This window comes from Phycisphaerales bacterium AB-hyl4, from assembly GCA_041821185.1.
GTDB lineage: Bacteria > Planctomycetota > Phycisphaerae > Phycisphaerales > Phycisphaeraceae > Natronomicrosphaera > Natronomicrosphaera hydrolytica.
Window position 1 is genome coordinate 1 of record JBGUBD010000008.1, and the last position, 21,924, is coordinate 21,924.

Here is a 21,924-nt window from a genome sequence, read left to right on the forward strand (position 1 = left end):
CAATGGCTCCGTTGCACATCGACCGGCACGCCATGCGTGACCATGTCGTACACCGGCGAGCGCGCCTGCGCCATCTGCACCAGTTCATCGAGCTGCTCCGGCGTGGCGGCGGGGGCCTTGATGTCGAAGCGGACGCGGATCTGCTGGTAGCCGTTGCGGATGTTCGAGTTCAGGCCGAGGAATCCGCGGATGTCCAGGTCGCCGTCGAGGTGGGCTTCGACCTGCTCCAACTCGATGCCCTGCGCCGCGGCATGGACGATCATGCTCGTGGTCAGGCAGCTCGCCAGCGCGGCGAGAAGGTACTCGACCGGGTTGGGGCCGTGATTTTCACCGAGCAGGACGGGCGGTTCGTCGGCGTCGTACGTCCAGCCGTCGATGGCGGCACGGCTGCTGTCTTCTTCGCCGGCGAGGGAGAAGTCCTTGATGCGGGTCTGGTTGTGTCCGCCGTCGATCCATTGATTGCGGGCGCGGAAGACGAAGTGCGACGCTTCGTCATCGCTTTGCCTGAGCATGTCGAGGGTGGCGTGAAGCTGATTGAGGTTGACGCCGTTGAGGGTGTGCCTGGTGGGTGTGGGGTCTGCGGTGGGTGTGGGGTCTGCGGACATGGTGGCCTTCTTGCCGGCCCGTCGTCACCAGAGCCCTGCGGCGGGCATTAGCATGGTTGTGTGAAGCATCGCATTGACGACCGATCGAGCCGTAGACCGCGAGGTCTGGTGTCGAGGCTCATGTCGAGCGGGCGGTCAGGCCGTCCCGTTACGCGCGGGGCGTATCTTCGCCGGCCTAAATGCATGCCTATCAATATGTTCCCGCAGGCCATCGGCAATGCAATCAGGGAATCGCTGAAAAATGGGCAACACTTGCCTCAACTCGAAACTTGAAACTCGAAACACCGCCCCTCCGCCGGTCAATTTGGCAGTCTCCCATCACTCCAACCGCCCGATGGCAGGCTTGTATGCCCGAAAACGGCCCTCATTCGGCTGGAAGCGTGGCATCGCGTTTGCAAAACCTAGAGCGGGCGCACCGCGCCTGTGCAGCCATTTGGGCCGCAGCAGACATAACACGATTCAGCAGGACCGCCAAAAGGAAGCGAGGTAGCCATCATGGCCAAAACCATCGGCATCGATCTGGGCACCACCAACTCCGTGGTCGCCGTCATGGAAGCGGGTCAGCCCAAAGTGCTGATCAACGCCTCCGGCAACCGCGTCACCCCGTCCATCGTCGCCTTCACCGACAAGGACGAACGCCTCGTCGGCCAGCCGGCGAAGCATCAGCAGGTGACCAACCCCAAGAACACCGTCTTCTCCATCAAACGCTTCATGGGCCGACGCCACAAGGAAGTCCACGCCGAGGAGAAGAACGTCCCCTACGAAGTCACCGGCGGTGAAGAGGAACTCGTGCGCGTCAAGGTCCGCAACAAGGACTACACGCCCCAGGAAGTCAGCGCCATGATCCTCGGCGACCTCAAGAAAACCGCCGAAGAATACCTCGGCGACAAGGTCGACAAGGCTGTCATCACCGTGCCCGCCTACTTCAACGACTCCCAACGCCAAGCCACCAAGGAAGCCGGCGAAATCGCGGGCCTCAAGGTCGAACGCATCATCAACGAGCCCACCGCGGCAGCGCTCGCCTACGGCCTGGACAAAAAGGCCAACGAAAAAGTCGCCGTGTTCGACCTCGGCGGCGGTACGTTCGATATCTCCATCCTCGACATCGGCGACGGCGTGTTCGAAGTGCTCTCGACCAACGGCGACGGACACCTCGGCGGCGACGACTGGGACCAGCGCCTCATCGACTACCTCGCGGACGAATTCAAAAAGCAGGAAGGCATCGACCTCCGCAAGGACGCCATGGCGTTGCAGCGACTTAAGGAAGCCGCTGAAAAAGCCAAGATGGAGCTGTCCACCGCGCAGGAAACCAGCGTCAACCTGCCGTTCATCACCGCAACGCAGGAAGGCCCGAAGCACCTGCAGATCAGCCTCACCCGCGCGAAGTTCGAGCAGGTCTGCTCCGAGTTGTTCGACCGCATCCGCGAGCCGGTGACCAAGGCCATGACCGACGCCGGCCTCAAGGCAGGCGATATCGACGAAGTCGTGCTCGTCGGCGGCTCGACGCGCATGCCCAAGGTGCAGGCCATCGTCAAAGAGCTGTTCGGCAAAGAACCGAACAAGAGCATCAACCCCGACGAAGTGGTCGCCATCGGTGCTGCCATCCAGGGCGGCGTCCTCGAAGGCGACGTCAAAGACGTGCTGCTGCTCGACGTCACCCCGCTGAGCCTCGGCATCGAAACGCTCGGCGGCGTGATGACCAAGCTCATCGAACGCAACACCACCATCCCCACCGAGAAAAGCGAAGTCTTCTCCACCGCGGCGGACAACCAGTCCGAGGTGACCATCCACGTGCTCCAGGGCGAGCGCGACATGGCGGAAGGCAATCGCACGCTCGGCCGATTCAACCTCGCCGGCATCGCCCCCGCCCCGCGCGGCATGCCGCAGATTGAAGTGAAGTTCAAGATCGACGCGAACGGCATCCTCAACGTCTCCGCCACCGACAAGGCGACCAACAAGGAGCAGTCGATCGAAATCAAAGGCTCGACCGGCCTCAGCGAAGAAGAGGTCGAGCGGATGAAGAAAGACGCCGAGGCCCACGCCGACGAAGACAAGCAGAAGCGCGAACTGATCGACACCCGCAACCAGGCGGAGAACCTCGTCTATCAGATCCGCAAGCAGCTTGAAGAGCACGGCGAGAAGGTTGACGCCGACGTCCGCGGCCGTATCGAGTCCGCCCTGTCCAGCGTCGAAGACAAGGTCAAGGGCGACGACGTCGACGCCATCAAGAAAGCCCTCGAAGAGCTCAACAAGGAAGCCCAGGAACTCGGCAAAGCCGTCTACGAAAAGTCCGGCCAGCAGCCCGGCGCTGAAGGTGAGCAACCCAGCGAAGGCGACGCCGGCAAGAAGCCCGACGAAGACGTCATCGACGCCGAGTACGAAGTCAAAGACTGATCAAACCCCGGCCCCCGGGTACCCCCCGGCACCCCCGGCACGCCCGGCAGTCGCTGACAAGCCCGGCAGGTCGCCGGTTTTCATAGATCAACCGCCCCACCCAGTCGCATGGGTGGGGCGGTTTTTTTTATGGGCATGCATCGACACGACGAACACCGCATGCGCCTCGCTCCGCGCCAGCGGACCCGCCGCGGGCGACCAGCACAATTGCATGCAGAGCAGCCCAGGCAAAAAGGGTTGACATACACGACCCGTCAAGTCATCATATATTTGGAACATTTATTCAGGATATCTGAACTTGTCAAATGGCACTCTACAATCGCTCGACCGGGGTCTGCTCGTGCTTGAACTACTGTCGCAAGCGGAGAATGGCCTGTCGTTGCAGGAGTTATGTGACCGACTGACTATGAAGCCGCCGACGATGCACAACCTGCTGCGGACGCTGGCGACGCGGGGCTACGTGGACAAGACGCGTCGGCCGGTGCGTTATCGCCTCGGCTCGGGGCCGCAGGCGCTGGTGCAGCGGCAGTCGCGTCGCGGGCTGCTCAGGCGGGTGGAGGCGATGCTGCCGAGGCTCGTGCAGGCGCTGCCGATGGTCGACCAGGTGCAGTACGCCGAGGCGGTGGGTGGCGAAGTGCTCACCGTGCTTCGCGTGGACCGTGTGCAGCCGGAGCGGATGCAGCGGCCGCACAGCACGCTGTCAGCCTATGGCAGCGCGTCGGGGCTGGTGTTCCATGCCTACTGGCCGGCCGAGCAGCGCGACGCGCACCGTCGGCGGTATCCGTTTGAGGAGTCCGCCAACGCCTTGTGGCCGAGCGTGTCGGCGTTGGACGCGTACCTTGCGCAGGTGCGGCAGCTTGGCTACGCCGTGCCGCCGAGTTCGAGTCGGAGCTGGCGGATGGCGGCCCCGGTGTTCGGCGCGGACGGCCAGCTCGCCGGCGCGCTGGGCGCGTACCGCAGCGCCGACATCGCACCGACCGACGAAGCCGAGCAGACATGCATCGACACCATCACAACCAGCGCCGCCGAGTTGACTCAATCCACCGAACAAACCTGACGAATCCTCTACCCAGGAGTTGAAACCCCATGACCACGACGACCGCCCCGACAGCCGCTTCCGCGGACGCCGCGGACAGCGGCAAGCAGTTGAGCCTCATCGACTGCGACGTCCACAACGCATTCAGCAGCCCCGACGAGATCGCCCGCTACTTGCCGAAGTACTTCCGTCAGCGCGGGCTTTCCCTGCCCGGCCGAGCGGGTTTCAGCAGCCCGCTGGGCGTCGCTCGCGCCGATGCCGTGCCGGACGAAGGCGGCAAGCCCGGCTCGTCGATCGCGAAGATGCGCGAGCAGTTGATCGACGCGTACAACATGGACTACGTGATTCTCACCGGCGGCGGGATTCTCTCCTGCGGCGTGCATGCCGAGGCCGACTACGGCGCCGCCGTCGCCCGCGCGTATAACGAGTGGTTCGCCGAGAAATGGCTCGACGCAGACCCGCGCATGCTCGGCTCGCTGCTCGTCGCGCCGAACAACCCCGCCGAAGCCGTGAAAGAGATCCGACGCATCGGCGGACACGAACGCCTCGTGCAGGTCATCATGACCAGCGCGACGCGCACCGCGCTGGGCGACCGCTTCTACTGGCCGATCTACGAAGCCGCCTGCGAGATGGGCATGCCCGTCGCGGTGCACCCCGGCGCGGAGTCGACGGGCATCGCCAACACGTTCGCCCCCGGTTTCCCCGCCAGCTATTTCGAGTGGCATTCCAACCTCAGCCAGAACTACATGGGCCAAGTCAGCAGCCTCATCAGCCGCGGCGTGTTCTGTGAGTTTCCCCAGCTCAAGTTCGTCTGCATCGAAGGCGGCATCGGTTGGGCGCCGCACCTGATGTGGCGGCTGGACAAAAACTGGAAGTCCCTCCGCGCCACCACCCCCTGGCTCACCCGGCCGCCGAGCGAATACCTCGTCGAGCACATCCGCTTCACCACGCAGCCGATCGAAGAGCCGGAGAAGAAAGACCACCTGCTGCAGATACTCGACATGGTGCACGCGGAGAAGACTGTCATGTTCTCCAGCGACTACCCGCACTGGGACAACGACTGCCCCGTGCATGGCTTGCCCAAGCTGCCCGAGCCCCTGAAGCAGCGCATCATGTGGCAAAACGCCGCAGAGCTCTACAACCTCAAGCCACGGTGACCCCGCCAACCCCAAACCACTAACCCGAAACCAAGCCATGCCACAAACCACGCAACGTCACACCGTCTGCCGTGCAAGCGAATTGCCGCCAGGCGAGCGAAAGATCGTTGAAATCAACGGCCGATCCATCGGCGTGTTCAACGTGCACGGCAACTACCACGCGCTGCGGAACATCTGCCCGCATCAGATGGCCCCGCTATGCCAGGGCAAAGTCACCGGCACGACATTACCCTCCAAGCCCAACGAATATCAGTGGGACCGCGAAGGCGAAATCGTCCGCTGCCCATGGCACGGCTGGGAGTTTGACATCCTCACCGGCAAGAGCGTGTTCAACCCGCACAAACTGCGCGTGAAAACGTACAAGGTCACCATCGAACAGGACGACGCCCAGGCCCGCAGCGGCGCGTGCCCCGCCAGCGAAAGTGGCGAAGACCCCAGCGTCGAAACCTTCCCCGTCAGCGTCGAAGACGGCCTGGTCGTGCTGCACGTATAAGCTCGACATCAATACGAGCGCGCAAGATAAAGCCCACGGATGGCCATCCGTGGGCTTTGTTCTTTATACGTAAAACCGATCAGCTCATGAGGCCGCGCTTCTCGCGTTCGCGAGCGACCTCGATGCAATACTTGGCCCAGGGCTTGATTTCCAGGCGTGGCTTGCCGATGGGCTGTCCCGAGGCGACACAGACGCCGTAGTAGCCTTCGCTCATGCGCTCGAGGGCGTCGTCGATCTCGTGGAGGATCTTTCGCTCGGTCTCGGCCAGGCCGAGCGCGAACTCCTGCTCGTAGCTGTCCGTGCCGACGTCGGCCATGTGTTCGTAGCTGATGCCGCCGCCGCCGTTGCGGGCGTCGCTTTGCAGCGACTCCACGTCGCCGATGAGCTCACCGCGTTTTTCCAGCAGCAACTGACGGAAGAACGTGAGTTCCTTCTTGGTCAGCCCGGTTTTGATTTTGCGCAGTTCCTCGCGGGACAGGTCCCTGTTGTCGGCCGCGTCGTACTGCACATGACTCCGGCCGTTCGCTTCCTTGCCCATAACTTCCTTCCCTGCCTTCGCGCCTGCCTTGGCGCGTTTGGTGTCAGCCTTTTTCGTCCGCCCGGTGCTGGACGAACTGGCTGCCGTACTTTGGGGGGTTGACTTCGCTTTGGCGGACTTACTGCCGCTGGACTTCACCGCCCGGTCGGTGGTCCGTGTGGTGGTCTTGGCGGCGCTTTTTTTCCGCGCCGGCCGCTTGGCAGATTTTTTAGTCACCTTCCCGGCCGGAGTCGACTTTTTCTTGACGACTTTTGACTTGGATGCTTTTGACTTGGACGCTTTCGCCTTTGAGGACGTAGTCGCCTTGCTCTGCCGGGTTTGGGTCGTTTTTTTCTTGGACGTCTTCTTTCGGGCCACGTGCGGCGTCTCCACTCACAAGGATCCCGAGAAGCCAGCCGAGCAATCGGCTCGACCTCTCAATCCCGACCGTCTGACGCGACCCCGGACCCCGAAAATACGCAAGGCCCGGCGGGAGCGATCCCGATCGGAACGCGGGAGTTTATCGTGCTCCATTACGCTCGGCAAGCACAAAGGTTCATTCGACCATCTAACTTCGAAGGTTGAGCACCCCTCCTGACACACTTATCGGACGACAGCCCCCCGATTCCGCGCAGCATACCGCCGCCACCTGCAAATACGCCTTAACGCAGGGTTTTGAATGCGTTTATGGTCACTTGAATTACGCGTCAGTCGCCATGTTTCTGACGCAGTCGGCCGCTCAGACGCAGCAGCAGATGCACCCGCTCAAATTGATCGAGCCAGTCCTGCATCGTCGCGGCGAGTTCGTCGCGGTCCACCGGTGCGCCGGGCAGCGGACAAGCGCCGCCAAGCTGCTTGGCAGCAAGTGCTCGATAGCGATTCAGCGTCCGGTCGCCGAACCAGCCCACCGGCTCGTAGTCCTCGGCACAGAAGACCAGCACCGGCACGCGATGGCCGGCGTTGATCATCACCTGCTCCTGCAGGTCCATGTGCTCGTCACGGTCGAGCCAGCGGAGGTCGATGGCGTCGCTGGCCTCGGCGATCTTCTGGATCAGAGGCCCCTGCTGCACGCAGTCGCCACACCAGATGCCCGAAAGCCCGAGCACCTTGATCTCACGCTCGAACGAGCCCAGCAGCTTCAGCTGAGCGTCGGTGAGGGTGGCCTGCTCGTAGATCCGCTGCCAGTTGTCACGCTGCGCGGCAGTGCCGGCGGCGAGGTACGCCTCGTAGCTCAGGCCCGCTTCGTGCTTCTGTTGCAGGTACGCGGCGCTGGTCAGGTCAGCGGAGCCCTGTTCAATGTTGCCTTGGGTCATGTCGCCTCCAATGCGATCCGTGTTGGGCCCTTGCGGGGCGACCCGCTGAACAGCGCAACGAACGGAACTATTCCTTCTTTCCCAGCATGCCGGTCTGCCGGGCGTAGTCGAAGACGCCGCCTGCGTCGACGATGGGCTTGACGTCGCCGAGCGGCTTGAGCTCGTACGTCTTGCCGTTGGTCTTGTTGGTCAGCTTTGCGTTGTCGATGTCGACTTCGACCTCGTCGCCGGTGCTGATTTCCTCGATAAGGCGCTGCGTGGTTTCGCAGGGCAGCAGGTAGCCGCCGTTGACGCAGTTTCGGAAGAAGATGCGTGCGTAGAACTCGGCGACGACGACGCGAGCGCCGGCCTCGGCGATGGCGAGCGGCGCGTGTTCGCGCGACGAGCCGCAGCCGAAGTTCTTGCCACCGATCACGACGGTGTACTCGGTCTTGAACTCGCCTTCGGGGACGAACTTCATGCCACCCTTGGGCAGGCCGCACTTGGTCTCGGGCACGCCGACCATGGCGTACATGCCGAAGTACTTGCGTTCCTCCGGGTCGGAGGGGTTGTAGGCCAAGTACTCGGCGGGGATGATCTGGTCGGTGTCGATATCGTCGCCGAGGACGAAGGCCTTGCCGGTGATGATTTCGCTGGCCATGGTGCTGGTTCCAGGGGATCGGGGAAAAACGACATTCTAGCAGACGCCCACGGCGTGACGCCGTGGGCTTCGGGTGAAACGCACGTTTTACGTCTCGCTGGCGGTTTCCCAGGTGTGACGCTCGTCCGTGGCATGCGCGTCACGGGCTTCCATCATGCCCTCGCGCAACAGCTCAAGGTGCTTGCCGAGGTGGTGGGCGAGCACCTGTTTGTGCGTGTCGGGGTGTGCTTTGAGGACGCGGAGCATCTCGGCCTTGAGGTAGTCGTCGGTCAGCACGGAGCCGAAGGTCACGTGCAGGATCTGTCGGCCGTCGTTCTCATCCAGGTAAATCCGCTCCAGCGACGCCGCGTCCGCGACCGCCGCGGGCACGGGCACTTTGTCCGGGTCGGCGGAGATGTGGTAGGTCGCCTTGTCTACTGCGAATCGGCCGCGCGAGAAGTCGATGATTCGGCGGAACAGATCGGGCTCATGCCTCGCCACCGCCCGCAACGCTTCGAGATAGCTCGTGCCGGCCGTCTTCACGTGGAATCGCCCACGCGTGATCCGGGCGAACGAGCGATACACCGACAACTTGTCCGAGCCCGAGTGCAGGCTCAGCTTATACGGGCCAAGGTGCTCAGCGATCGCGACGTGCTCGGCGAGCGAAGCTTCGAAGAGCTTGATGTCGCCCTTGAAGTCGATGCCCTTCTCGAAGTCACCCACGTAGCGCGGCGCGAGGCTGACGAGCTTGCTCGGGTCGGGCAGGTTTTCGCGGCACTGGTCGGCGATGATGTAATGCTCGGCAACCGTGGTCGGCTGAGCGGTTTCGTCGACGCTGAGCTCGATTTCATAGTCAGCGCCGCGCTCCGTCATGACCTTGTGGATATAGCTGGCGAGCTTGATGGTATGCGTGATCGCGCGGCCGTACTTCACGGCGGCACGCTTGAGCGTCGTGTCGTCGAAATGGATCTCCGGCCCGTCGGGGACCTGGATCGTCTGCCCCTTGTAACGGTCAAGCCAGGCGACTTCGCCCTTGACGGCGGCAAAGCGCTGGTCGAGGGTGGCGGCGTCGTAGTCGTCGGCCTGCTCGTCGACGTCGTCGGAGGGGTCGATGGTGAAGAAGACGAAGCCGGCGGCGGCGGTGTAGTCGACGTCTTTTTCAGTCTTGAGGTGGTCGGCGTCGGAGCCCCATTCGCCGGTGTAGCCGACGGCTTTGAGGTCATTGATGGCGGCGTTCATGACGTCGTCGGGCGTGCGGTTGGTCCGCTGCATTTCGCGGATGGACTGCTGTGCGAAGATGCCGCGGATGGGCCCCGCCTGCTGTCGGCAGGCCTCGAAGTGGCCGGGCGTCGCGAGGCCGAGGCGGTCGCCGAAGCCGAAGGTGGGTTTGAGGCCGAGCGGTTTGGATTGCTGCGTACCGGACATAAGAGAGCTGCCCTTTCTGGTCGGTTGGTGAGGCTGAATCAAGCTTCGCAACGTAGCTGGCAAGGCTGGCGGCGTCAAAGCCGCGGGTGGCGGGGCGAGAGGGGGCGCGTGTGGCCCTGCCGGGCTTTTCTAACGGCCGACGGGGTCATACACTGATGGCTATGACGCATGGAACGCGAATGATGGGCCGGTGGTGCATGGTGGCGGTGTTGGCTTGGCCGACGTCGATGGCTTTGGCGCAGGGGCTGTTGGAGCCGGTGCCGCCAGCAGAGGATGCCCCGGCTGCGGACGTGCCGGCCGACGTGCCACCCGATGCTGCCGACGTGCCGGTTGAGGACATGCCGCCCTCGGCGGTTGCTGAAGAGGCGGCGGAGCGGGCGGCCGCGGCGGTGGCGGACGATCCGGGCGACCGCACGAGGCACACAATGGACGGCATGATCGGCCAGGTCAACGGCCGACCGATCTACGCCCGGCGGGTGCTCGAACCGGTGCGCGACCAGCTTACCGCGATGAGCCGACAGCTCTCGCGCAACGAGTTCCGCCAGGACGCCGCGCGGTTGATCGCCGGCCAGCTCGACCAGATCGTCACCGACGCGCTGGTGCTCGGCGCTGCCGAGCGCGACCTGACCGAGCAGGAGCGCATGGGCCTTCGCCACATGGTCCGCCAGCGTCGCGAGCAGTTGCTTCGCCAACACGGGCAAGGCTCGCTGGCTGTGGCCGAGCGTCAGCTTCAAGATACGACCGGCATGGGGCTGGATGACACGCTGGAGGCGTATCGACAAGAAGTAATCGTGCAGCGTTACCTGCACCGTCGGCTGTTTCCACAGATCAACGTCACCCGCCGTGACATTCGGCGGTACTACCAGGATCGCTACGAGCAGTTCAACCCGCAGGGCGAGCGGATGATCGAGCTGATCCGCACCGGCGAGGCCGACGAGTCTCAGCGGATCGCCGACGCCTTGGCCGAAGGCGTTCTCTTCGCGGACGCGAGCGACGAAGTACGCCAACTCGCGGCACCGGGCGAAGCGCCGCTGGCGCATGACGCGTTGAACGAAGCGCTCGCCGAGCTGGCGCAAGGCGAGCACGCCGGGCCGATCGAGGCGGGCGACGCGTATTGGTTCATTCGCGTGGCCGAGGTCGATCAGCAGGGCGCCCGCTCGCTGCGCGACGCGCAGTTGGAGATTGAGAATCTGCTGCGTGGCCAACAGTTCCGCACGCTGTCGGAGCAGTATCGTCGCGACCTGTTCGCGGAGGGCAGCTACAACCCGATCGACGAGATGACCGCGTCGCTGCTTGAGATCGCGATGAGCCGATACGCTCCGAGCGAATGACGCCACGCCACGCCGGGGGCGCACCATCATGCACCGGGTACTACAGAACTGGCTCGCCGGGCTCGGCTGGCTCTGCGGGGGCAACCCTCAGCTATCGCTCGGCCGACGCGGCGAACGCGCCGCGGCGAAGCATCTCAAACGCGTCGGCTACCGCGTGGTGGCACGCAACCTGCGCTGCAAAGTGGGTGAGATCGACCTGCTGGCCGAAGCGCCGGACGGGCGCACCGTGGTGGTGGTCGAAGTGAAAGCCGGGCGTGGCGGTGCGCTGCCGCCGGAGATCCGCGTCGGCGCAGCGAAGCAGCGAAAGCTCACGCAACTGGCGGTGCGACTCATTCGGCGGTATCGGCTGCACGATCGGCCGATGCGTTTCGATGTGGTCGGCGTCGACCTGCCGGATCGCGGCAAGCCGACGATTCGCCATCATGTCGGAGCGTTTGAATCGCGCGTGTGAGTGGGGGCTGAAGCCCACAACGTCACGTTGTGGGCTTCGGGTGAGTTGCACTTGAACTGCCACCTGCCGACACTTGGCGCACCATGAAGTACCGACTCATCGGCATCGATCTCGACGGCACACTGCTGGACCCCGGCGGTCAGGTCAGCGACGAGAACCGCCGCGCCATCGCCGCCGCCCGCGACGCCGGGGCGATCGTCGTCCCCTGCACCGGCCGGGGCTGGTGCGAGGCCCGCTCGCTGCTGACCGGCATACCGGAACTGGAACTGGGCGTTTTCATCACCGGCGCGTCAATCGTCCGCCTCGACACGGGCGAAAGCCTCGACTTTGCCGTCATCGAACCCCACCTCGTTCACGAACTGGTGCAAAGCCTCTACCACGAGCCGGAGTCGGTGCTCGTCTACCGCGAAGCCGACCTGGCCGGGCATGACTACCTCATCACCGGCGCCGGCTCGCTGACGCCGACGACGCAATGGTGGTTCGAGGTGGGCGAGATGACCGTCCACTTCCAGCAGAACGTCACCGTGGACGACCTGCACCACAGCCTCCGCGTGGGCCTCGCCGCCGAGGGGCGTCGGCTACCCGAGCTTGAGCAGCGACTGCGCGCGGCGTTCGGCGACCGGGTGTTCATGCACCACTTCGCGGCGGTGCAGAAGCCCGACCCGGACGAGACGGTGCACATCCTGGAGATCTTCGCCCGCGGCGTCGACAAGTGGCGCGGCCTGTCGTGGATCGCCGACCAGTACGGCATCGCCCCGCACGAAGTGGCCGCGATCGGCGACGAGATCAACGACCTGTCCATGCTCGAAGCCGCCGGCTGCGGCGTCGCGATGGGCAACGCCATCGCCCCCGCCAAGGCCGCCGCCAACCGCGTCACCGCCACCAACGCCGAGCACGGCGTCGCCGAGGCCATTCAGCGGATGATCGACGGAACATGGTGAGTACTGGGATTTCGAATTTCGAATTTCGGATTTCGGATTTGGGATCGCGGCTTCACTGGCGTGTGATCACTGATAGCAATTTTTAACAAATCCCAAATCCGAAATCCGAAATTCGAAATCCCCACGCCCCCGCCGACTCCGGTATCATCTTCCCTCATGGACACTGAGCTTCAGCAGGAAACCATCCCCGTCCCCATCCGTCGGCTGCCGGGCGCCGAGGACGTGGCCCTGCCGAGCTACCAGTCGGCTCACGCGGCCGGCATGGACCTGCACGCCGCCGTGCCCGCCGAGCAACCCGTTGCAATCAAACCGGGCCAGATTGCGTTGATCCCCTGTGGATTCGCCATGGCGGTTCCGGTAGGCTATGAGGCCCAGATCCGCCCACGATCGGGCCTGGCGGTCAAGCATGGCCTGTCCATGCCCAATACGCCGGGGACGATCGATTCAGATTATCGTGGCGAGGTGAAAGTGCCGATAATCAACCATGGCTCCGAGCCGGTGCAGATCACACGGCATATGCGCATCGCCCAGATGCTCATCAAGCCGGTCCCCCGCACCGCATGGCTCGAAGTCGACGAGCTGCCCGAGACCGATCGCGGCGAAGGCGGCTTTGGACACACGGGGCGATAGAAATCGCTAAGCGATGATTTCTAATTGCGGATTGAAAGAAACGGGCGGCGCTGGTCGATAAGAAGATCAGCCGTTTCAATCATCAATCAGGAATCAGAAATTAGCGATTCTTGAACGTGGCCGAGGGGTCGGGTACCACGTGATAACGTGACGGACGCACTTGGGGGCATCGTGAGGTTCTTTATCGATGCGCACAGTTTCACGCTGTTGTCTGGTCGTACTGCTTGTCCACCTGCTGTTCAGCCCCGGCTGTGCCATGCAGTTGGCGGAGGTCATGGTCAAAGCCCCCAACCAGGGGTTGAGCGTGGCCGACGTGGAGCGCAAGCCCAGTCGAGCAAGGTTCGGCCGTGAGACCGAGTCACGCTTTCGCGTCGATGTCGGCACGCCCGGCGTCTCCGACGCGTCGCTGGCGGTCCGCGTGCTCGACCCATCGCCCGTGCCCATGCTCGGCGTAAAGCTCGAACCCGTCGCCTCCCGCGACCGCTATCAGTTCGCACTCGTCTACGCCAAAGAAGACCAGGTCGTCGAGCCCGTGCCCACCGAGCCGCGCGGCACGATCATCGTCCTCCACGGCATCTTCGGCTCGAAAGACACCCTCCCCGCCATGTGGGGACGCGTCGCCGCCGGCGCGGGCTACCGCTCCGTCCTCGTCGACCTCCGCGGCCAGGGCCACTCCACCGGCGACTGGCTGACCTACGGCGTCCTCGAATCCAGAGACCTCGTCCAGGTCCTCGACGAACTCGAACGACGCGAACTGCTCGCCGGGCCCGTCGGCGTCATCGGCATCTCCTACGGCGGGGCCACCGCCATCCAGCTCGCCGCCATCGACCCACGCGTCGAAGCCGTTGTCGCCTTCGCACCGTTCGCCACCTTCGAGTCCGTCGTCCCCGACTTCGGCCGGGCCATCCTCGGCCCCTTCGCCTGGCTGGTCTCACCCACCACCACCCACAACGCCATCCGCTACACCCAGCACCACAACGGCACGCCCCCCATCGCTGCCAGCCCGCTCGAAGCCATCGCCCGCACCAACGCCGCCGTCCTCCTGCTCCACGGCCAGCGCGATCGCCACGTCCCCCTCCGCCACAGCCGACAACTGCTCCACGCCGCGCGCGGCCCCGCCAAGCTCGTCGTGCTCGAACATGAAGACCACGAGTCGCTGGCCATGCGGCCGCGCCACTCGCTCATGCAACTGCGCGAAGAAATCCTCAACTGGCTCAGCCTCTGGCTCGATCCCAACGACCCCGACCAGAAGGTCGCCGAGGCAGACGTGGCGCGAAACATCACGCAATAACCGCCCGACAAAAAACCCACCCCCCTCCATCGACGCCCACGGCGTCACGCCGTGGGCGTCAACCCTCGGCGCGCTCGCCAGTCGCGCTCACAACCACCAACCGCAAACGAACCCCAAACTCACTTCGTCGCCACGATGTACGCGATCCACGCCGGGTCGGACGGCGCATTGGTCGTCTTCCGCCACACGCCGTCGCCTTCGCCCTTTTCGCCTTCGCCTTCCCAGTAGACGAAGCTCTGGCTGAAGCCCGCTTCCTCCAGCAGCTCGCGTACTTCCGGAATCGACCAGAACCGCCAGTCGTAGGTGAACGCCTTGTTCAGTCGCGTGCCATCGTCAAAGTCGAAGTGAATGTTCCACGTCCCGCTGTGCGTGATCGGGTTGTAGCGGGCCTGCTCCCAGACGTAGGTGAAGTCGCTGAATCGGCGTTCGTCCGTATGATCCTCTTCCATGCACTCCGGGCCGCCCATCATGTCCATGACGAGAATGCCCTCTTTCGCAATATTGCGATACGCCGCTTTGAAATACTCCAGTAGTTCCTTGCGCGTGTGGAAGATCCAGAACGAGAAGTTCTGAGCCGAGAGCACCTCGGCCTTGAAGCCGTTGACCTTGCGTACGTCCTGCTCGTAGATCGTCACCCGCTCTCTCGCCGCTTCGGGCAGCTTGGCGAGATTGTGCTCTCGCCCCCACGCCAGCGGCTCGGGGTCGAGGTCGACGCCGATGGCCGTTCGGCCGCGCTTCTTCGCCCATGAGCAGCAGATCGCGAACGTGCCGCAGAAGTCTTCACGCAACAAAGTAGGCGTTCGGCCGAAGATCGAGCGGTACACACGATCGAAAAACGCCACCTCATGCTCCGGCTCCTGCACCGCTCGTTGGTAGAGCTTGTACTTGTCCGCCGTCTTCGCGGTGAGTGTGCCGTTACGGGTTTTCTTCTGCTTCTTACGTTTTGCCATGGGGGGAATCTAGCGAAACCGTGAACAAGAGCAAGTTAGCCACCTCCAAACATCACGAATCCATCCCACGAATCCGTGAAGCCATCCCCCACGCCACCCCCCGGCATCACACCCCCGCACACTCAAACCACATCCTGTTGACCGCGCTCATGAGTTTGGTTTTATCCGCTTTTTAGAAGACCTTCATACCCCACTCATACCCTGATTAATGAGAGCTTTGATTCGAACGGTTCGGCGGTGTTCGCCGCGATCGGACGATCATGTCATTCATATGGCGACGAAGGAGTGTGCCAGATGTATTCAAATAAAGTGTTTGCCTGGCTTGCCGCGGGCGCGATTGGCCTTGGGTCCAGCGCGGCGTTGGCCCAGTACCAGCCGGAGGACGAAGACGCCCTCGACGTTCAACAACAGGAACAGGTCGAGCAAGAGCAAGAGCGGGAACAGGAACAGTTGGCCGACCCGCAGGCCGCGGACGAGCAGCAGGACATGCAGCAACTGCGCGAGCAGATTACCCAGACCCTGAAACAGTCCTACCAGGAGCACGGCCTCGACGAGCAACAGGCTCAGCAACAGGCCGAGGAAATTGCCGGCGAAGTCGAGCAATATACCCAGGACGTTCAGCAGCGAATCCAGCAGACCCTGCAGGAACACGCCCAGCTCGATGAGCAACAGGCCCAGCAGGAGTCCGAGCGCATCAGCCAGGAGATCGCCCAGCACTTGACCGACGTCGGCGTGCAGCAGCCCGCCGAAGTGGAAGACGAACAGCTCCAGGAAGAAGAGCAGTTCATCGACGACGAAGCTCAGGAGCAGTCAATCCAGGGCACGATCATCGACGCCGCAACCTTCCTCGTCCATGGCGAAGAGGCGATTCAGGAACAACAGGAAGTCGAACAGCAGCAGGAACAGCAGCAGTTCGAAGAACAGGAGCAACAGGAACAGCAGCCCCAGCAACTCGGCGAACAGCAGCAACAACAGCAACAGCCACTGGTGCTGATCACCGACGAGGGCGAAGCCTACCTCATCGTCGAACGGCCGGCGGATGAGATGGAGCCCGGCCTCCAGCAGCCGCTCGAAGAGCCCGGCCAGTTCGAAGATGAGCAGCTTCAGGATGAGCAGTTCGAGCAGCAGGAAGAGGAAGTCGAACGGCGAACCGGCATCCGCTCGCCCGTCCGCGATCGCCTTGCCCCGCGTGCCGACTTCGGCATGCGTCACGGCATCGCCCAGCGCGAACAGGAACGCCAATGGGAACGTCACCCCGGTGAATGGGTCGACGAAGACCCCGCTGTGCAGGAAGAAATGATGCTCGACGAGCCGGAAGAGGTCGAGCCCGCGCAAGCGCAGCAGCCCTCGCGCGTCTACGAACAACTCGAAGTCGGCCAGCAGTTCACCCTCACCGGCGAAGTCCACGAACGCGGCGGACTCCGCGGCATCGTGATCGATGAATACGGCATCGAGCGCAACGGCCTTGAAGACCCGATGGAAGCGCCCGACGACCAGGCCGACGAGCTTGAACAGGACGAACTGGAAGAGCAACAGGAAATGGAGCACGAAGCCGACGACGTGGAACAGATTTAACCCACGCCTGACAAGTCATCGGGACATGGCTAAACGCAGCGCTGCTCCCCATGACTTGAGCACATAGAAAGGCCGACGATGGGTCACCACCGTCGGCCTTATTATTTCACCCTACCACCATAGAGCCCAAGAATGCAAAAACCCATAATGGTAAAGCCCAGGGATGGCAATCCCTGGGCCCCCAACTCACTTCAACGCCGCCAACTGTTCCTGCACCGCTTCCGCCTCCCGCTCCGCCGCCGCGAGTTGCTCGCGCGACTGGTCCACCAGCTTCGCAGGCGCCTTCTCCACATAGCTCGCGTTCGACAGCCGACCGCGCAGCGTCTTGATCTGCTTCTCAAGCTCAGCCGCCCGCTTCTCCAGACGCGGCCGCTCGGTCTCGACATCGATCAAGCCATGTAGGTAGATTTCGATATCGCCCGTCACCGCCGCCGCCGCATCCGCAGGCCGATCCACGCGAGGCCCGACCTCCCGGCAGTGCGCGTTGGCCAGTACTTCAATTAACCCTTTAAGTTCGAGCAACCGCTGCGCAATCGCCGGCGGTGCTGCCGCGCTCAGCTCCACCGTCTGACGCGGCGGCACGGTGTGCTGCGTACGCACCTGACGCACCGCCGACACCACCTGCTGCACCAGCCCGAACGTCTTCTCCGCTGACTCATCAATGCAGTCCCGCGAAACCTTCGGCCAAGCCGCCTGCGCGAGCAACTCACTGCTCGGCAACGTCACGCCCGCCACCCCGCGCTCCGCCACCGTCGCATTCAAGTGCTCCCACAATCGCTCGGTGATAAACGGCATCACCGGATGCAGCAGCCGCAGCGACGCATCCAGACACGTCGCCAACACCTGCCGCTGCAACGCATTCTCCGCCACCGTCGGCTTCACCGCCTCGATGTACCAGTCACACAAATCGCGCCAGAAAAAGTCATACAACGTCTGTGCATACTGATTGAACTCATAATGCGCCACCGACTGACTCGCACTCTGCGTCACCCGCACCAACCGCGACAAAATCCAACGATCCGGCAACGTCAAGTCCGACGACGTAACGCCCAGGGATGTCAATCCCTGGGCTTTGTCCTCATTGCCCACATTCCCGTCAAGATTCGTCAGCGCAAACCGCACCGCGTTCCAAAGCTTGTTGGCAAAGTTGCGCCCAAGATCAAACTTACTGCTCGTATTCCTCGCAAGCGGCATCTCATCACTCGGCTGCGCCTCGCCCGACGCCACGCCATAGCTCGTCACCACTTTCTTCGACGGATCGCTCGGGCACGGCTGAATCGGCGCCATCACCTTGTAGCCGTTCTTCGCCGTGATGAACTTCGGCTCGAACAGCTCGCCCGTGTGCGGGCAGACCAGGTCCACGGGCAACCGAACGTCCTGCGTATGTGTGGTCATCTGCGTGAGCGTGAAGCGCATCGCATCGCCGCCATGCGTGTGCAGGATGTCCATCGGGTCGACGCCGTTGCCCAGCGACTTGGACATCTTCTGCCCATGGCCGTCCTGAATCATCGCGTGCACAAACACGTCATAGAACGGCAGCCGTTGGAAGCCGGACTTCGGATCGAGTTCCGGATCGGAAAAGTAAAGATTGAACATCACCATCCGCGACACCCACAGCGTGATGATCTCGCGCGCCGTGGTGAGCGTATTCGTCGGATTCCACGTCACCAGCACGGCATCGTCTTCGGGGATCTCCTTCGGAAATCGCGACGGGTCCGGCCACCCCATCGTCGACAACGGCCACAAAGCACTGGAAAACCACGTGTCCAGCACGTCGGGGTCTTGCTTGAAGCCTGATTCCTCCAGTAACTCAATCAACTCGGCATCATCTTCGCGCAAGCAGACATATTGCTTGCCATCAATCTCCCGAACCGAAGCCTTCTCGAAGAATTCCGCTGTCACTTCAAACTGAATGTGTATATCCGTCGCACTCCACACCGGAATCCGATGCCCCCACCACAGCTGCCTTGAGATGCACCAGTCGCGGATGCCTTCGTGCCATTGCTGGAACGACTTCGCGTATCGCTCCGGGTAAAAGCGCAAGTGCCCTTCCCACGTCTTCTCACCGACGCGCAATCGCTCCGCCGGCATGTCGCGGGCGATGCGTTCCGCCGGCTTGCCCGCCGTGGTGCGCTGGTCCTCCGCCATCGCACGCAGCGCCAGCCCGGCCAGCGAGTTCGCCGGCACGTCCGTGCCCGCCATCGGCCCCTCGTCCGGCAAACGTTCGATCTGCTTCTTCACCGCCACGTACCACTGATCGCTCAGGTAAGGCTCCACCGGCACGTGCGAACGGTAGCTATGCCCCACGCTGTGACGGTACGGCCGAACCTCCTCAAGCAGCCCCTGCTCCTTGAACCATCGCACGATCGCCTTGCGCGATTCCTCACGCGAACGGCCAACCAGCGACTCGGCCAAAAACGCGTCCGCCTTCGCCGCGTCTTCCTCCGGCCAACCATGGTCGAGGCTGATCGACGCGTCCGGCGCCATCACGTTGATGATCTCCAGCCCATGCCGCTGGCCGATCTCGTAGTCGTTCGGATCGTGAGCCGGCGTCACTTTCAAAAAGCCAGACGCATACTTCGCCTTCGCGTCGTCGCTGTCCGCGTTCGGCAGCACGACGTAGTCATCTTCAACAATCGGAATGATGCGATTCACAATCGGCAGCTTGACGAACTTCCCGCGCAGCTCCGCAGCACGCGGGTCTTTCGGATTGATCGCCACCGCGGTATCACCCAACATCGTCTCCGGCCGCGTCGTCGCCACGGTGACGTACTGAATCTCGGATTTCGAATTTCGGATTTCGGATTTGGTTTCGGCATCAACCACCGGGTACTTCATGTAATAGAAGTTCCCGTCGACCTCCTGCATCTCCACCTCATCGTCCGCCAGCGCCGTCTGCGTCACCGGGTCCCAGTTGACCAGCCGTTTGCCGCGATAGATCAGCCCGTCCTTGAACATCCGGAAGAACGCTTCGCGCACCGCGGCGGCGCACACCTCGTCCATCGTAAAACGTGTGCGGTCGAAGTCGCAGGAGCAGCCCATCGCCTTGAGCTGCGCGAGGATGCGGGCCTCGTACTCGTCCTTCCACGCCTGCACCTTGCCGATGAACTGCTCACGGCCCGGCTTGCCCTCGGCCTCCTGCTTCTTGTAGTCCTTGAGCGATGGCTGACCCTCGGCTTGCAGACGCTTGTCCACCACGGTCTGCGTGGCGATGCCCGCGTGGTCCGTGCCGGGCATCCACATGGCATTTCGGCCGAGCATGCGGTGGTAGCGCGTCAACACATCTTGCAATGTGTTGTTCAGCGCGTGGCCGAGGTGCAGCGCGGCCGTGACGTTCGGCGGCGGGATGAGGATGCTGTAAGGCTCTTGGCCACGCTTACCCTCCGCGGTCGGCGCGGAGTCGGCGGGGTCGGCGTGAAAGGCGTTCGCGGCGGACCATCGAGCGATGACCTGCTGCTCAATGTCGGCGGGCTGGTACGTCTTGGGCAGTTCGGGAGCCATGGGAAAATTTCCAAGGTTGCTCATCGGCCTGGTTCGGCCGGGGACAAGCCTTCGGTCAGATCAAAGTCACAAAAAGTAGACGGCGCGGTGAGCGGCAAGTGCGGGTCGGCCGCTCAGCTAACCACGACGCCGGGCGTGCAGCTTCCGGGGGCGTCGCATGGGTGAGTCAGGGGGCAATGTCGCAGCGCGGTCATGATCCCAGCAGTATATCGGGCTTCGCTTGCGCCGGTCAAAGGCGGCAGCAGGGCCATCAGTCTGATCGCGACTAAGCGTAGGGCAGGGCTTGCCCTGCCGGGGCATCGTCGAAGACCTTGGCAGGGCAAGCCCTGCCCTACATGGGAACAGCCGTACGGCAGCAGATGCGATTGCCCGAATGCTCATCTCGCGCAGGGGCCTCGTCGGCCATCGCGACGCGGTGCGATAAGATTGAGAGCCAGCGACGACGACAACCGTGGACAGGAGACACACGATGACACAGGCGAATCTGGACGAAGCAGCGGTGGCATGCGACGAGCGGTTGGCGGAGGTCGCCGAGTCGTTTGACGCACTCATGGACGTGACGCCGACGAACGAGCACGCGGCGTGGCAGGCGTTCAAGGCGTCGCGGTTCGAGGTTGAGCCGGAGCTGAAGTATCGCAAGCTTTCCGCGGACCCGGCGGTGCTCAAGGGTCGGCTGTTCACCGCGCCGGTCGACGAAGTCAACGACGAATCGCTGGCGGCGCTCATGCGTGCACGGCAGGTCGAGCTTGAGATGCAGTTAAACCTGCTGACCTATCGCAACACGCCGCGATTCGTGCTCGAGAGCGAGCAGGTCTACGGTCGGCCGGACGACGCGCTGGTCGAGTTGGCGGAAGCGGTGCTCAATCGCTTGCCGCAAGGTCGGCCGGACTTCGGCGAAGGCGATATCGACGCGGAAACATTCGCCACCCGCGCCCGCGAGGTGGCGGCGGCGTACCGCGACGCGAGCGACCATTTCGAGGGGACGGTGGAGGTGCGCGACGATGTGTCAACGCTGATCACGTCGCATGGCAAGCTGCTGATCGACAAGCACCTGTTGACGCCCAGCGATCGGGTTGATGCGTTGGTGCATCATGAAATCAGCGTGCATCTGCTGACGTACTTCAACGGCCGACTGCAGCCGATGCGCCAGTTCTGCACGGGGTTCGCGGGGTATGAGCTGTTGCAGGAAGGGCTCGCGGTGCTGCTGGAATACCTCGTGAACGGGATGAACGAGAAGCGGTGGCGGGTGTTGGCGGCACGGGTGGTGGCGGTGGCGATGATGCTGCGCGAAGCGTCGTTCGTCGCGACGTTTCATCGGCTGCATGATGAGTTGGACGTCGAAGCTCACACCGCGTTCCGCACGACGATGCGCGTCTATCGCAGCGGCGGGCTGACCAAGGACATCATCTACCTGCTGGGCTTTCGCGAGTTGCTGGCCCACCTGCAGGAGGTGGGCACGATGGATGTGCTGTTCCTCGGCCGATTCGGGCTGGAGCAGTTGCCGATGGTCGAAGACCTGCGCGAACGTGGCGTGCTGGCGGAAAGTTGGCTGCTGCCCTCGCCGTTGAACGATGCCGACGTGCAGGCTCGGCTGAGCCGTGTGCGCGGCGGTGCGGACGTGCTGTCGCTGGTGGATGAGATCGGGCCTCGGTAGCGGGCGCGCTCCGCTGACGCTTCGCGGCTAATGAGGGGATG

General features: G+C 63.3%; 18 protein-coding genes. 11 read left to right on the forward strand and 7 right to left on the reverse strand.

Annotated features, from left to right (window positions below):
• Positions 1–605 (reverse strand): OsmC family protein (locus tag ACERK3_13385; protein MFA9479278.1); only part of this gene is annotated, 605 nt, incomplete at its 3' end.
• Positions 606–1,100: 495 nt separating this feature from the next.
• On the opposite strand from ACERK3_13385, the gene dnaK reads away from it, so the two are divergent.
• The 4 genes from dnaK (at position 1,101) to ACERK3_13405 (ending at position 5,685) form a co-directional block, all read left to right on the forward strand.
• Positions 1,101–2,999, forward strand: a complete 1,899-nt coding sequence (gene dnaK, locus ACERK3_13390) for a molecular chaperone DnaK (protein MFA9479279.1) — start codon at positions 1,101–1,103, stop codon at positions 2,997–2,999.
• Positions 3,000–3,297: 298 nt separating this feature from the next.
• Complete coding sequence (locus ACERK3_13395; protein ID MFA9479280.1) at positions 3,298–4,056, forward strand: IclR family transcriptional regulator; 759 nt, start codon at positions 3,298–3,300, stop codon at positions 4,054–4,056.
• Between the two features lie 29 nt (positions 4,057–4,085).
• Complete coding sequence (locus ACERK3_13400) at positions 4,086–5,192, forward strand: amidohydrolase family protein (protein MFA9479281.1); 1,107 nt, start codon at positions 4,086–4,088, stop codon at positions 5,190–5,192.
• A gap of 37 nt (positions 5,193–5,229) precedes the next feature.
• Complete coding sequence (locus ACERK3_13405) at positions 5,230–5,685, forward strand: Rieske (2Fe-2S) protein (protein MFA9479282.1); 456 nt, start codon at positions 5,230–5,232, stop codon at positions 5,683–5,685.
• 79 nt (positions 5,686–5,764) lie between these two features.
• Here ACERK3_13405 and ACERK3_13410 read toward each other — a convergent pair whose 3' ends face one another.
• The 4 genes from ACERK3_13410 to ACERK3_13425 all read right to left on the reverse strand — a co-directional run bounded on the left by ACERK3_13410 (position 5,765) and on the right by ACERK3_13425 (position 9,559).
• Entirely contained in the window at positions 5,765–6,595 is an 831-nt protein-coding gene (locus tag ACERK3_13410; protein ID MFA9479283.1) for a TraR/DksA family transcriptional regulator, read from the reverse strand.
• A gap of 314 nt (positions 6,596–6,909) precedes the next feature.
• Positions 6,910–7,515, reverse strand: a complete 606-nt coding sequence (locus tag ACERK3_13415; protein MFA9479284.1) for a thioredoxin family protein — start codon at positions 7,513–7,515, stop codon at positions 6,910–6,912.
• Between the two features lie 67 nt (positions 7,516–7,582).
• A complete protein-coding gene (locus ACERK3_13420) occupies positions 7,583–8,155 on the reverse strand; it encodes a 3-isopropylmalate dehydratase (protein ID MFA9479285.1) in 573 nt (190 codons plus the stop codon).
• A gap of 87 nt (positions 8,156–8,242) precedes the next feature.
• Positions 8,243–9,559: a tagaturonate epimerase family protein gene (locus tag ACERK3_13425; protein ID MFA9479286.1), complete on the reverse strand. Its 1,317-nt coding sequence runs from the start codon at positions 9,557–9,559 to the stop codon at positions 8,243–8,245.
• Positions 9,560–9,714: 155 nt separating this feature from the next.
• Between ACERK3_13425 and ACERK3_13430 the strand changes: the two genes are divergently transcribed.
• The 5 genes from ACERK3_13430 to ACERK3_13450 all read left to right on the forward strand — a co-directional run bounded on the left by ACERK3_13430 (position 9,715) and on the right by ACERK3_13450 (position 14,203).
• Complete coding sequence (locus ACERK3_13430) at positions 9,715–10,890, forward strand: peptidyl-prolyl cis-trans isomerase (protein ID MFA9479287.1); 1,176 nt, start codon at positions 9,715–9,717, stop codon at positions 10,888–10,890.
• 28 nt (positions 10,891–10,918) lie between these two features.
• Positions 10,919–11,341, forward strand: a complete 423-nt coding sequence (locus tag ACERK3_13435; GenBank protein ID MFA9479288.1) for a YraN family protein — start codon at positions 10,919–10,921, stop codon at positions 11,339–11,341.
• An 83-nt stretch (positions 11,342–11,424) separates the two neighbouring features.
• The gene (locus ACERK3_13440; GenBank protein MFA9479289.1) at positions 11,425–12,282 is read left to right on the forward strand and encodes an HAD-IIB family hydrolase; all 858 of its coding nucleotides are present in this window, start codon (positions 11,425–11,427) and stop codon (positions 12,280–12,282) included.
• Between the two features lie 156 nt (positions 12,283–12,438).
• Complete coding sequence (gene dut, locus ACERK3_13445; protein ID MFA9479290.1) at positions 12,439–12,912, forward strand: dUTP diphosphatase; 474 nt, start codon at positions 12,439–12,441, stop codon at positions 12,910–12,912.
• Between the two features lie 187 nt (positions 12,913–13,099).
• Positions 13,100–14,203, forward strand: a complete 1,104-nt coding sequence (locus ACERK3_13450; GenBank protein MFA9479291.1) for an alpha/beta hydrolase family protein — start codon at positions 13,100–13,102, stop codon at positions 14,201–14,203.
• A 119-nt stretch (positions 14,204–14,322) separates the two neighbouring features.
• Here the strand turns inward: ACERK3_13450 and ACERK3_13455 are convergent, their stop codons facing one another.
• A complete protein-coding gene (locus tag ACERK3_13455; protein ID MFA9479292.1) occupies positions 14,323–15,153 on the reverse strand; it encodes a class I SAM-dependent methyltransferase in 831 nt (276 codons plus the stop codon).
• 294 nt (positions 15,154–15,447) lie between these two features.
• Between ACERK3_13455 and ACERK3_13460 the strand changes: the two genes are divergently transcribed.
• Positions 15,448–16,728, forward strand: a complete 1,281-nt coding sequence (locus ACERK3_13460) for a hypothetical protein (GenBank protein ID MFA9479293.1) — start codon at positions 15,448–15,450, stop codon at positions 16,726–16,728.
• Between the two features lie 186 nt (positions 16,729–16,914).
• Here ACERK3_13460 and ACERK3_13465 read toward each other — a convergent pair whose 3' ends face one another.
• The gene (locus tag ACERK3_13465) at positions 16,915–20,229 is read right to left on the reverse strand and encodes a valine--tRNA ligase (GenBank protein MFA9479294.1); all 3,315 of its coding nucleotides are present in this window, start codon (positions 20,227–20,229) and stop codon (positions 16,915–16,917) included.
• 469 nt (positions 20,230–20,698) lie between these two features.
• Between ACERK3_13465 and ACERK3_13470 the strand changes: the two genes are divergently transcribed.
• Positions 20,699–21,883 carry a tyrosine/phenylalanine carboxypeptidase domain-containing protein gene (locus tag ACERK3_13470; protein ID MFA9479295.1) on the forward strand — a complete coding sequence of 395 codons (1,185 nt, stop codon included), beginning with the start codon at positions 20,699–20,701 and terminating at the stop codon, positions 21,881–21,883.
• Positions 21,884–21,924: the final 41 nt, after the last annotated feature.